This is a genomic window from Hymenobacter bucti, assembly GCF_042681145.1.
GTDB lineage: Bacteria > Bacteroidota > Bacteroidia > Cytophagales > Hymenobacteraceae > Hymenobacter > Hymenobacter bucti.
Genome location: NZ_JBHUFD010000003.1, coordinates 608,479 through 620,589 on the forward strand (window position 1 = coordinate 608,479; position 12,111 = coordinate 620,589).

9 protein-coding genes are annotated in these 12,111 nt (G+C 62.1%); 2 read left to right on the top strand and 7 right to left on the bottom strand.

Annotated features, from left to right (window positions below; all coding sequences use genetic code 11):
• Nucleotides 1–54 precede the first annotated feature (54 nt).
• Nucleotides 55–2,349 (bottom strand): T9SS type B sorting domain-containing protein, encoded by a 2,295-nt coding sequence (locus ACFSDX_RS10225; protein ID WP_382313269.1) that lies wholly within the window; start codon nucleotides 2,347–2,349, stop codon nucleotides 55–57.
• 307 nt (nucleotides 2,350–2,656) lie between these two features.
• Here ACFSDX_RS10225 and ACFSDX_RS10230 point away from each other — a divergent pair, with 307 nt between their 5' ends.
• Entirely contained in the window at nucleotides 2,657–3,193 is a 537-nt protein-coding gene (locus ACFSDX_RS10230; RefSeq protein ID WP_382313270.1) for a hypothetical protein, read from the top strand.
• 140 nt (nucleotides 3,194–3,333) lie between these two features.
• On the opposite strand, the gene ACFSDX_RS10235 is transcribed toward ACFSDX_RS10230, so the two are convergent.
• From ACFSDX_RS10235 to ACFSDX_RS10245, 3 genes are all read right to left on the bottom strand, one after another.
• On the bottom strand, nucleotides 3,334–3,975 hold the full coding sequence (locus ACFSDX_RS10235) for a hypothetical protein (RefSeq protein WP_382313271.1): 642 nt from the start codon (nucleotides 3,973–3,975) through the stop codon (nucleotides 3,334–3,336).
• A 148-nt stretch (nucleotides 3,976–4,123) separates the two neighbouring features.
• Nucleotides 4,124–4,567 carry a DUF2147 domain-containing protein gene (locus ACFSDX_RS10240; protein ID WP_382313272.1) on the bottom strand — a complete coding sequence of 148 codons (444 nt, stop codon included), beginning with the start codon at nucleotides 4,565–4,567 and terminating at the stop codon, nucleotides 4,124–4,126.
• 668 nt (nucleotides 4,568–5,235) lie between these two features.
• On the bottom strand, nucleotides 5,236–6,144 hold the full coding sequence (locus ACFSDX_RS10245) for a C40 family peptidase (RefSeq protein WP_382313273.1): 909 nt from the start codon (nucleotides 6,142–6,144) through the stop codon (nucleotides 5,236–5,238).
• A 108-nt stretch (nucleotides 6,145–6,252) separates the two neighbouring features.
• Here ACFSDX_RS10245 and ACFSDX_RS10250 point away from each other — a divergent pair, with 108 nt between their 5' ends.
• Nucleotides 6,253–8,124, top strand: coding sequence for a M61 family metallopeptidase (locus tag ACFSDX_RS10250; RefSeq protein ID WP_382313274.1), 1,872 nt, complete (start codon nucleotides 6,253–6,255; stop codon nucleotides 8,122–8,124).
• A 108-nt stretch (nucleotides 8,125–8,232) separates the two neighbouring features.
• Here ACFSDX_RS10250 and ACFSDX_RS10255 read toward each other — a convergent pair whose 3' ends face one another.
• From ACFSDX_RS10255 to ACFSDX_RS10265, 3 genes are all read right to left on the bottom strand, one after another.
• Nucleotides 8,233–9,153, bottom strand: coding sequence for a manganese catalase family protein (locus ACFSDX_RS10255; RefSeq protein WP_382313275.1), 921 nt, complete (start codon nucleotides 9,151–9,153; stop codon nucleotides 8,233–8,235).
• A gap of 304 nt (nucleotides 9,154–9,457) precedes the next feature.
• Nucleotides 9,458–11,395, bottom strand: a complete 1,938-nt coding sequence (locus tag ACFSDX_RS10260) for a KUP/HAK/KT family potassium transporter (protein ID WP_382313277.1) — start codon at nucleotides 11,393–11,395, stop codon at nucleotides 9,458–9,460.
• A gap of 121 nt (nucleotides 11,396–11,516) precedes the next feature.
• Nucleotides 11,517–12,047 (bottom strand): hypothetical protein, encoded by a 531-nt coding sequence (locus tag ACFSDX_RS10265; RefSeq protein ID WP_382313278.1) that lies wholly within the window; start codon nucleotides 12,045–12,047, stop codon nucleotides 11,517–11,519.
• Between the last annotated feature and the right edge of the window lie 64 nt (nucleotides 12,048–12,111).

Below are 12,111 nucleotides of genomic sequence, written 5' to 3' on the forward strand. Positions count from 1 at the left end.
GCGGGTGCCAAGCAGCGTTATGACTCGCGGACTAACAGTCTGCGCTACGGGGCCCTAGGGCATTACTTCGACCCAGCCTTTGTAGCGCCGCCCAGTGGTGTAGGTGATGAGGTAATAGTAGGTGCCGCCCACGCCATCGCCGGCCCAGCGGAAGCTGCGGTCGCCGGATTCGTACACCTGCCGGCCCCAGCGCGAGAAGATTTTCACGCCCGCAAACCGCGCGTCGCAGAAGTCGGGCGGCAGGTCGGCCAGGGTGAAGAACTGGTTTTTGTCGTCGCCATTGGGCGTGATAATGTTGGGTGGCAGAAACTCCTTGGCCACGGGTTGGGCCACCGCAAAGCGCACGGTGCGGGTGCGGGGCTGGGGCCGGCAGGTGCTCTCTTGCAGCTGAAACGTGACCACCAACTCGCGGGCCTGGCCGTTGGTTACGCTCACGCCATCGCAGGTGGGCAGCCAGGTGAAGGTGCCGCTGGCCTGGCCCGGCGCCCCGGCCGGGGCCGTAAAGCGCATGCCCACGTCGGCTAGGTTAAAGTCCTGGCCCGTAGCGCTCAATACGAGCACGTCCTTGTCGCCATCGGTGCCGGTGAGGCTGGCCGTGTACGCCTGACCCAGGGCCACGCGCACCAGCGGCGGGCCGCCCGCCGAGTCGGCCGGAAAGGTGGAGGTCAGCGCGGGCGGGGCGTTGCTGTAATCCACTATCACCGGGATGGTAATCGGCGGGGCCGCCTGCCGCACGCCGCAGGGCGTCACGGTCGTGGCCGTAAATACCAGCTCGCGCACCTGGCCCGGCGGGTCAGTGACGGCCGCGCAGCTGATAGGCCAGTTGAAGCGCGCGGCGCGCTGGGTGCCGGCCTGGGCCTGCGCCGTGAGGGTGGCACCCAGGGCCGCGGGCGCGAAGCCGTTGGTACCGCTGAGGGCGTAAGTGATGGGGTCGCCGTCGGGGTCGGTGGCCAGCAGGTCGAACCCTAGGGTCTGGCCCAGCCGCACGCGCAGCGGCAGCGGGGTGCCGGCCGTGGTGGTCAGGGTTGGCAGGGCGTTGGGGTTGGGGATGGCCAGCAGGGCTATTCGCACGGTATCGCGCTTGGGCAGCGCGCAGCCATTATCCGCTACTATGACTTCCAGAAAGTTAACCTTGCCCTGGGTATCGACGCAGTCGGGAAAGCACAGCGTGGCCACCAGCGTATCGGGCTGGCCGGGGCTGTGCACCAGGCCCGAGATGGTGCTCGAAAACGTGGGCAGCGTGCCGGTGTAATTCACCGAGCGCAGGCTGAGGGTGAGCTGCGAGCTGGCGTCGGGGTCGGTGAAGCGCAGGCGCAGGCAGCGCGAGCCGCCGGGCACGAGGCGCAGTGTATCGCGGCCGGGTAGGTAGGTCACGCTGCCGCTGGTGCCGGGCAGGGCCGTCACGCTGGGCGCGTTGTTGCGGGGGCAAACCAGTACTTGCAGCTGAAAATCGCGGCGGGTTTCGCCGATTTTTACGCCCCGGCGGTATTCCTGGCAGCGCACCCCAAACACGAATAGCCCCACGCGGGTGGGCCGCACCGTGAGGCGGCCCGTGCGGGCGCCGATGGTGAGGGTGGGGGCGCCGGGTATCTGGTTGCTGGCGCTCAGGCCCGCATTCCAGGTAATGGGCTGGTAGGGGCCGGGCAGCGGCACGTTGTTGGTGAGGTTAAGGAGCGTAGGCTGGGCGGACGTGGTATGCCCGTTGAGGGGCGTCACCATGTCGTAGGCCAGCGAGTCGCCGTCGGCATCCTGGCCCGCAAAGTCGTAGTAAAATAGCTCGCCCACGCAGGCGTAGTCGGCCAGCGGTGGGAAAATGCGGGGCGTGGAATCGCGGAATGGCTGCCCGCCGCGCACCACGGCCGGAAACTCCAGGTAAAACGCTTGGGCGGCGGCGCCGGGGTTCACGATGTTGCTGATGGCATTGTTGCGGCAGCAGCGCTCGATGGCCACGTAGTAGCCCTGGGCACTGCCGTAGGTGGCGGCTGGCAGCAGCAGCGGCGCGCGGTTGCGGTACACCAGCTGCCGGGTGCTGAGCGAGCCCACTGCGCAGGCCGGCGAAGTGTAGCTGACAAACGTATTGTTGACGAGGTCCAGCGTTACACTGGTTATCAGCCGGTTGGTGGCCTTATCGAAAATACCCGCCGTGAAGGAGTTATCCAGCGCCCCCGGGTTGCCGTTGATGGCATCGAAGTAGAGGTTCATCGAGAGCTGATAGGTATCGCCCTGCAGGTACTGCAAGTCCAGTTCGCCGCCCACGATGTGGGTGGCCCAGGCCGGCGTAGTGCCCAGCCATAGCAGCACCCACAGCAGCCAGCGCCGCCCGGCTGGGGCGCCGGTAGTAGTTCGCAATAAAGTAGTGGTCAAGGCCATAAAGCTGGGGGAAAGGGAAAGAAACTACCTGGGCCGCCGGCCACGTAACTACAGCAAGCGACTACGCTATTTATTCGGGGCGGGCGCTAGTGGGCGCACGGTAGTAAATTTAAGCTAGCCAAGGCTTTTGGTGCTACTGGCTGTTGAATTTTATCTGGCTTTTGTTGCCTTCTTTTCTGGTTTATTCGCAGTTTTTATGGCCTCACCAGCGGCCATGGCCAAGCCGGGCTGTCGTTCCTCAGCAACGACAACCAGTTTGCTACCCGCGACCTAGGATACGCTTTGGGTGGAGGCGCACTACTACGACTCCCTTCTTGACCTCAATAGCAACCGGCGCTACCGCATCCGGCCGCAGGATATGGCGCTGGGCACCGCTTTTGCCGCTACTTTCTTGCACGGCAATGGGCAAACCTCGACGGGGGCGGCGTCTACCTTGCAAGTGGTACCCCGCACGGGAAAGGCTGGCGCCGGTGGCAGCTTCACGGGTAGATTCGAGCCAGTGTATGATGGGCACTTTTATCACGCTAAATTTGGCTTAATACCTACTCAGCGGGGTATCCTGGCCATCTCGTTGATGCTGGTGCTATCGGGGGGAGTCCGCGCCTACGGTTATATTCTTCTCTTTATGCAACTGCCGCCCGATGCGCAGGGCCGGGAGCAGAAAGCCGCTATTGAAGAAATGTATTTTATCGTAAACGGGGGGCAGGCCAATAATTATGACTTGTACTGCCAGCAGGTTACGGTCAATCCTCAAACGGCTAACCTGCCCCCTAAGTCACTTATTTACTCGCAGCAAAGTACTTTCACTGTAGAGGTAAAGTAGCATTCCGCCAGAAAGGCGCTACCTCAAAAAAACAGCCCCGGCCTAATCAGACCGGGGCTGTTTTTTAAAATCTAACCGAGAAGTGCCCTAGGTCGAAAAAGAGGCGGGCCAAGAGGCCGAGTTGCCCCAGGAGGCGCCAGCTACTCCCAGTACTCGGCAATGCGCGCCTTGGTAGCCACGTCGGGGGCGGGCGCATCTAGTAGGGTGGTCAGCAGCTCCTCAAACGACCTGGGCGCGGTGAAGTGCGACTCGCGCACGGGGTTGTTGCTCAGGCGAATGAATAGGGGCTCGTCGTTTACACTCACCAGGTCCAGCGTTACCAAGCCGTAGCGCTGGTCGCAGCGGCCGCTGGCGGCGCAGTCGGTGGGGTTGGGCTTGAAGAGCTGCTTGCGAATGGTTTCGTGGTGCTGCCCGCGGCGGCGCTGGCGCTGGTCGTGGCAGGCGCGGTGGTAGCCTAGGGCCGTGAGGCGCTCGCCCAGTAGCTCGTAGAGGTGGCCAAAGTTGCCCGGCCCGATGCTGTCGTCATAAAACAGGAGCGCGCCCTGGCGGGCTTCTTCGCGCAGCAGCTCCACGCGCAGGCCCCGCCGGCCGCCGGCGCCGCCCTTGCGCAGGTGGTAGGCCTTGTAGTAGGGACCCAGCCAATTGCGGTACACCTGCTCGGCTACCCAACTCGCGTGTCGCTGCGCCTGGGCGGGCGTAGCGAGCTGGGCGGGCTGCCAGGTGGCGGCCGCCGCATCGGCGCCCGCGCGCCGCCCAAAAAGCTGTTGGAGGAAGTGTAACACCCTAGAGAAAACCGATAAGCCGGACTGCCGGGAGAACACTGCCTAGGGCAAATAGTTTCGGCCCGGCCGCGACCTTACCTAAAAAAAAGCGCCTTTCCCGGTCAGGAAAGGCGCTCTCAGGGGCGCGGTAGGGCCGGCGCCGGCGAGCTTATTTTACCCGGGTCCAGGTCTGCGACTTGCCGATGAGCGAAAAGCCGACGTAGCCTTTTACTTCCATCGTGTTGGCGCTTTCCAGCTTCATGTAGCACGAGTAGGTTTTGCCGCTTTCGGGGTCGTAGATTTTGCCGTTGTCCCACTTATTGTCGCCGTCGTAGCTAAAGCCTTCCATAAAGACCATGCCTAGGCGGGTGCGGGTGCGCAGCTTGGGTTCGGGGTTTTTGGTGTCGAGCTTGGGCTTGCCGGTGGCGGGGTCGTTGGGTACGGTCAGGGTCACGATTTTACCGCAGAGCTTATCGCCGCACTTATAGATTTCGAAAGTGGCTTTCTTTTCGGCATTGGTCCAGATGCCGAGCGGCGAAAGCGTTTGGGCCTGGGCCGATTGGCTGGCTACCCCCAGCCAGAGGGCCAGTAGCAACAACAGATACTTGTGCATGGTAAGAGAGTGGGAAGAAGTAAGAAGGGGAAAGAGGGGCAAGCTAAGGTGAAAAAATCGCTTCCCAGCGTCTATTGGCAATTTTGCGGCCAGCTTTCATCTCCGCATCATGTGTGAATACGGCCCGGAACCTAAAATTAATAGCCTTGACTTTCAGGCTACTGCTGCTCTCCGGGGCCTAAGGGCCACTAAAAACTCCAAAAAGCATTGAACCTAAGCCCCGGCAATTAACTTTGACATTCAGTAGCGAGTGCTACGGCCCCCTTCAAGCAGCCCTAAGGTGCTGGGAGGCGCGATGGGGGTTATGTCGAACGTAAAGAAAGGAGGTACAAAATGTCTAGTAGTCCCAACCAAATCCTGCCGAGCCTGTCCAATGTAGTACGTCTCACCGCCGTACTCGCCTAAACAACAGCTCGGCGGAGGGCACTGCGGTATCGCGGCTCCCTTTCGTTGGACAGGTCTTAACTGTAAGACGTCGGCGCTGTACCCCAGCGAAGTCGCTTGGTAAGATTTGAAGGATTAGATGCCCGGTTAGCCCGACGGCACTCGTGAGAGTTCCGTGGTGGGTTAGCCGGGCATCGTTGCGTTTAAGCCCCTGAGAATGCGTAAGCTATGTACCTAGCAACGGCCACACCGTTGCGCCTACCCACCCGATTCCTTAGTGCCCGTTAGTTACGCTTGTGTTTAGTGACGAGCTTCGTTGGAGCTGCCGTGACGGCGTGAGCGTGCACCTTAGTCTTGGTCTTAGCCTTGATTTTGTGGCGAACTGGCGCAGCCTTGCGAGGAGCGGTAGAAAGCGCGCGGGAAGCCGGGCGTTTGGCAGCGGCCACTGGCGTGGGCGCTGCTGGCTTTGACCAGTGCCGCACGGGCAGCGGCGTAACCGGTGGAGGCAGCAGGGGCTGCCCCGGAATCGTCGTCACTTTAGCCGAGCGTGGCGGCAAAGCGGCCACTATACCCGCGGCGGCCGCCGGGCGGGGCAGGGAGGTAGCCACCCCTGAGCTAGGCGGGCCGCCACTCAGCACGCGCCGCACTTGCATAAACCGCTGTTCGTAGCCGCTGCCCTCAACCTGACTGATTTTGACGCCCGACTCGCGCTTGGCGGAGGATGCGTGCACAAAGCGCAGCGGCGTTTCGCCTAGGTCCGAAATGACAATGCCCGCGTGGCCCGGCGTGGTGCTGCCCGCCGCCGTGCCCGTAAACACGACAATATCGCCGGGCCGGGCCTGGGTACGGGGCACCGGCTGGCCCACCCCAATGAGCAGGCTGGTAGAGTGGGGCATATCTACCGCAAAGCGGCCGAACACAAACCGCACGAAGCCCGAGCAGTCGAAGCCCGTGGCCGGGCTAGTGCCCGCGTAGCTGTAGCCGATGCCCAATTGAGCCAGCGCAAACCTCACCACGCTATCGGCCCGGATGGGGCGCGGCGCGGGCGCCGGCCGCCGCGCTACCACTGCCAGGATAGGTAGCGCGGGCGGCGAAGCGAAGGAAGTTTCGACTGCCCTAGGGTGCTGATAGTGCCAACCGGTGGCAAGTACGACGGCCAGCAGCCCCCCAAATAATAGCCAGATAAAGCGCATAGAGAAGCCAAATAAGAGGGTAGTGCCCAGCCTAACGCCCAAGACCGGGCGCAGGTTCGCGGCTTTGGGCGGTTGGCGCAGCCCGGCGCGGGTCGTTTCTTTGCAGCTATGCTAAAAACCGTTTCTGCTCTAAGCCGCGCCACGTTGGTGGTGGGCCTGCTGGCGGCCATCCCCGTGGCTGCCCAAACTAAAGTTAAAACCAAGCTAAAAGGAGGCGCTACCACCGCGCTGGCGGCCCCGGCTGATAAAGGCAACGCCAGCTTGCGCTACACCCTGGCCATGCCCGCGCCCCAAACCCATTATTTTGAGGTGAAGATGGAGCTGCGCGGCTTCGAGCGCGAATACACCGATATTAAAATGCCGGTGTGGGCGCCGGGCTCTTACCTGGTGCGCGAGTTTGCGCGGCACGTCGAGCGGCTGCAAGCCACGGCGGGCGGGCAGCCGCTGGCCGTAGAGAAGCTCGATAAGAACACCTGGCGGGTACGCCACCCCAAGCAAAGCAGCTTCCAGGTGAGCTACGGCGTGTATGCCTACGAGCTGAGCGTGCGCACGAGCTACATCGACGCCGACCACGGCTTTGCCCTCGGCAGCAGCATCTTCATGTACCCGGCCGGCTACAAGGACTTGAGCAGCCAGGTGACGGTGCAGCCCGCCGCGGGCTGGAGCACCGTGAGCACCGCCCTGCGCCCGGCCGCCGGCATGCAGAAGTTCACGTACCAATCGGCCAGCTACGACGAGCTAGCTGATTCACCGATTGAAGTGGGGGCCCAGAAGTTGCTGAACTTCACCGCCAATAACACGCCGCACCAGATGGCGATGTTCGGCCCCTTCACCGCCGATGAGCCGCGCCTAGTGGCTGACATGAAACGCGTGACCGAGGAGGCCCAGCGCGTGGTGGGCCAGAATCCGCTCGACCATTACCTCTTCATCGTGCACAACACGGAGGCGGGCGGCGGCGGCTTGGAACACCTTTACTCGACCACCCTAGGTGCCCGGCCGGGCACCTACACCTCGGAGGTGGCGTACAAGAACTTCATGCGTCTGGTGGCCCACGAGTACTTCCACCTCTGGAACGTGAAGCGCATCCGGCCCATCGCCCTGGGGCCGTTTGACTACGACCGCGAGAACTACACGCACATGCTGTGGGTGAGCGAAGGCCAGACCGAATACATGGCCAACCAGATAACCCAACGGGCGGGCTTCTACTCGGCGCAGGAGTATTTCGACATTCTGGCGGGCGTTATTGGCGGCGTGGAGAATCAGCCCGGCAACAAGCTGCAGCCGGTGGCCATGGCGAGCTTCGACGCCTGGATTCGGGCCTACCGGCCCGATGAGAACTCGAAAAACTCGGAAATCAGCTATTACGACAAGGGCGAACTGGTGGGTATGGTGCTCGACCTGATGCTTGTGCAAGCCACCAACGGCCAGAAGCATATCGACGACGTGTTTCGCTTGCTTTACGACAAGTACTACAAGGGCCTGAAGCGCGGCTTCACCGACCAGGAGTACCAGGATGCGGTGGCCGAAGTGGCCGGCCGCCGCTTCGATGACTTCTTCCAGAACTACGTCTACAACACCCGCACCCTCGACTACGCCACCGCCTTGGGCTACGTAGGCCTGCGTATCACGAGCGCGCCCGCCAATCCCAATGGCACCCTAGGCGCCACGATTGCCAGCCGCGGCGGGCGCTTCGTGGTAACCTCCGTGAAGCGCGACGGCGTAGCCTGGACCGGCGGCCTCAACGTGAACGACGAGATACTGCAGCTCAACGGCGCCGCGCCCACCGAGGATGTCCTCAAGCAGGCCGTGCTGGGCAGCCCCGCCGGCACCGCCCTCAAGCTGCAAGTGAAGCACGGCGCCCAAACCCACGACCTCAACCTGACCCTGGCGCCCGACCCCGACCAGAAGTACCAGATTCAGCCCGCGGCCACGGCCACGCCCGACCAGCAGCGCCTGCTGGCCAAGTGGCTGGGTAAGTAGCAGGACCTAGGAAAAAGAAAGAGCCCCGGCCTACTGGCCGGGGCTCTTTCTTTTTCCTAGGTCCTGGAAATGAGTAGTAAGGAACCGTCGCTACTCAAAACCTACTCCTTACCGATAGGCGCGCAGCTCCTTTTCGAGACCGAGCTTTTTGGCGATGTCGGCAAACATTTCGGGGTCAAAATCATCCTCGCCGGGCGAGTTGAGCTGGGGCTCTTCTTCGAGCACGGGGTAGGGCACGCCTTTGATGGCGCCTTCCTTCACCACCAGCTGCGAGCCGTCTTCGGGGTGCTCGCCGTTCCAGATGAAGGCCGTTTCCTTGTAGGCATTGGCCGAGAAGGTGTAGAGCTCGCGGTGCAGGCCGTGCTTCATAAACTCGCGGGCCTCGGGGAAAGCTTTGTTCGAGAGGTTAGGCACGGGCATGAGCTTCTTCACGTCGACGCCGGTTAGCTTTTCGAGAGCCAGGGCGTAGGCGTACACGTGCAGGCCGCCGCGCACCAGCAGGTAGCCCACCATGGTGCGGGCGCAGGGGTCGGTTACCATCTCGTACACCCGCATCTTATTGGCGCGGGCGCCGCACTCCAGAAAGAAGTTGTGCAGCAAATCGAGGCGCAGGTTGCCCGAGCTGAATACGTTGTCGCCGGTCCAGGGGCGGCCCATCGAGTCCATGGGCAAGGCCGCCTGGCCGCTGGCAATGAAGTGGTGCGTGTTGCGGGCATCGGCCGCGCCCACCAGCGGGCCCGATACGGGGTCGGGGTCGCGCTTGGTGGTGCCCGTCAGCAGCAGGTTGATGGCGTAGCTGACGGCTTCAATGTGCGAATACTCCTCGGCCGCGATGGCGGCGGTGAGCGAGTAAAATGGGCGCAGCCGGTCGCGCCCCCGGAAGTTGAACGACTGGAACGTGTAGTTCATCAGCGTGCTCATCTCCCCAAATTTGCCACCTAGCAGCTCCTGGATGGCAGCCGCATCGTTGGCCGACGGATTTTTGGGTTTGGGCAAATCAAGCGCCAGTTCGTCTAAGCGGAGTATCATACGGGATGCGGAAAGGTGGAAAAAAGCCCTGCCGACCGGCAGCACCTCCCTGGCATACGGCCCGCTGCGACTGGCGATTAGCTGCCGCCCAAGTAGCCTCAACGCTAGTGGCAAGGCCTCTTCAGGGTAAGTAAAGCCGACCTAGGGCGTTGCCGAAGCCACCCTGCGGGTTAACTTTTTTTTAGTGTTGAGGCAAGCAATTGGCCAGTGCCCATGGGCAGCCGCCCCAAACGCAGCTTCGCCCGCCGGCCACCTGCGGAGAGGTGCCCGGCGGGCGAAATTGTTATCATCCTAAACCCAGTGGCTACTTGATGCGCGTCAGGGCTACTTCCCTCACCGGGGTAATTACCAGCGGCACTTTCTCCACTTTCACCGAAGAGGTGTCGAGGCCGAAGTACTGGGCTTCACCCGAGATAAACTGCTTGAGGTAGAAGTAGGACTGCATCACGAGCTTCTCGATGGTGGGAAAGTCGTTTTCGATGGAGAGGTACTTCTCGAGCACTACGAAGCGGAAGTCACCCACCACGTGGCGCTGGCTGAGCGAGGAATAGCGCGAGGTAATGTCCACTTCCTTATTGCGCACCAAGTCTTCCACCACCTTGCGGAAGAACAGGTTGATGCGCTGCTGCACCCGGAAGCCCAGCCGGAAGTTGATGCGGAACACATCATCGGAGGCCAACTCGGTCACCTTGTACTCCATCGTGTATGGCTCGTCGGTGGTGTCAACGTGGATAAACCAATAGATGTCGGCCCGCTTGGGGCGCTTCTGGAAGATGGAGTAGATGATTTTCTGCTCAATCTCGCTCGGCCGCTCAGCCGACGTCAGGAACACCAGGTGGGTGGCGTATTTACCAATCGACTCGTCGTTGCTGAGCTGCTTGAGCGGCTCGATGTAGGGCTCCATCTTCACAAAGTCGGTGAGGCGGCGCTTGATGTAGTAGGCCTTGAGCCACACGTACATCACGGCCATGAGCGCAGCGCCAATGGCTAGCGAAACCCAGCCGCCGTGCGGAAACTTAACCAGGTTGGCCACCAAAAAGGCGCCCTCAATCAACCCGTACACGAGCACAAACAGCACGATGAGCGGCGGCGTCACCCGCTTGATGCGCCAGAGCCACATGGTCAGCAAGATGGTGGTCATCAGCATAGTGAGCGTGATGGCCAGGCCGTAGGCCGCTTCCATGTTAGAGCTTTCGCGGAAATACAGTACAATGCCGATGCAGCCCAGCAGCAGCAAGCGGTTCATGCTCGGTACGTAGAGTTGGCCCTTCACGTCGGTAGGGTAATTGAGCTTCACTTTGGGCCACATATTCAGGCGAATGGCCTCGGCCACCAGCGTGAATGAACCCGTGATGAGCGCCTGCGAGGCAATAATGGCCGCCACTGTAGCCAGCGCAATGCCGGGCAGCAAAAACCACGAGGGCATCAGCTCATAAAACGGGTTGCGCCCGCCCAACTGCTGGCCCTGGTGCGAGAGCAGCCACGCGCCCTGACCTAGGTAATTGAGCAGCAGCGTAGATTTTACAAAAGTCCAGCTGATACGGATGTTACCCTTGCCGCAGTGCCCTAGGTCAGAATACAAGGCCTCGGCCCCGGTGGTGCACAAAAACACTGCCCCAAGCAGCCAGAACCCGCCGGGGTAGTTGACCAGCAAGTCGTAGGCGTAGTAGGGGTTAAACGCCTGAAGGATAATGGGCGCTTTGGCCACCCAGGTAGCGCCCAGAATGCCGAGCATGCTGAACCACAAGAACATGATGGGCCCGAACGCCTTGCCCACTATCTGGGTACCAAAGCTTTGGAGTAGAAATAGCCCCGCAATGATACCGATAACGATAGGCACCGTCGGGATGCTGGGATACTTGGCCTGCAAGCCCTCAATGGCCGACGCCACCGAAATGGGCGGCGTAATCACGCCATCGGCCAGCAGCGCCGCTCCGCCGATGATGGCCACGGCCGACAGCCAAGCGCCGCGCCGCCGCACCAGGGCGTAGAGCGAAAAAATGCCTCCCTCGCCGTTGTTGTCCGCGTTCAGCGTCAGCAGCACGTACTTGATGGTCGTTTGCAGCGTCAGCGTCCAGATAACGCAGGAGATGCCCCCCAGCACCAGCTTAGGGTCGATGAGGGCCGGTACGATGGCCTTCATCACGTACAGCGGCGACGTGCCGATGTCGCCATAGATGATGCCGAGCGCGATAAGCAGCCCGGCCCCGGATATGGCGGTGTGGGAAGATTTAGAACTCATAAGAAACGGTTCGGGTAATAAAAATGCGGCAAGTCAGACACTAAAAGATGAGCGTAACCAGACTGGCACGTGGCTAGCGGCGGATAATCGCGCGAAGCGTCCCCCTCATTACAAGTGGCTCTTACGCGGATGAGCTTGGAAAGGTAGAATCGGGGGCGGCGGCTTGGCGAGCAGCGTGCTCCGCCGCGGCCAGGGCCAGCAAGTACGCGGCTTCGGCCGCTGCGCGGTCGTGAGTGCGCACGATGCGGCGGTTTAGCTCGCTCACCAGGCGCTGCCAGAGCGGCAAGTCGCCGGGGAGCGCGAAATGCGTGGCCGAGCTACTGAGCCGCCACAGCCGCAGCCGGTTGGTGCCGCGCTGCCCGTAGGCCAGCAGCAGCGCCGTGGTGGCCAGGCCCAGCATGGCGGGCCCGGTACGCAGCCAATTTTGCAAAAAGGCGATGAGCACGATGGCCAGCCCCAGGCCGCCCAGCAGCACCCACAGCACCCAGCGCACGTGGTGCACCTCGGCCCGCTCCAGCTCCCGCAGCCCAAAGGTTTGGCCGAGCACGGTAAGGTGCGTATCGGTCAGCACCAGGCGGCCATCGGGGCTCTGCACGGTGGGCAGCGATGGCAGCGGTGGGGGAGGCTGCGGCAGCTCAACTACCGGAGGCACAGCGGCCTCCGGTAGTGAGCTTACAGCAGGAGTAGAAGGTGCTGCCGAGCCTTGGCCGGTAAGA

Excerpts from the sequence above, each read along its gene's own strand:
- ACFSDX_RS10245 (WP_382313273.1), bottom strand. The coding sequence starts at position 6,144 with ATGCGCTTTATCTGGCTATTATTTGGGGGGCTGCTGGCCGTCGTACTT.
- ACFSDX_RS10250 (WP_382313274.1), top strand. The coding sequence starts at position 6,253 with ATGCTAAAAACCGTTTCTGCTCTAAGCCGCGCCACGTTGGTGGTGGGC.
- ACFSDX_RS10255 (WP_382313275.1), bottom strand. The coding sequence starts at position 9,153 with ATGATACTCCGCTTAGACGAACTGGCGCTTGATTTGCCCAAACCCAAA.
- ACFSDX_RS10260 (WP_382313277.1), bottom strand. The coding sequence starts at position 11,395 with ATGAGTTCTAAATCTTCCCACACCGCCATATCCGGGGCCGGGCTGCTT.
- ACFSDX_RS10240 (WP_382313272.1), bottom strand. The coding sequence starts at position 4,567 with ATGCACAAGTATCTGTTGTTGCTACTGGCCCTCTGGCTGGGGGTAGCC.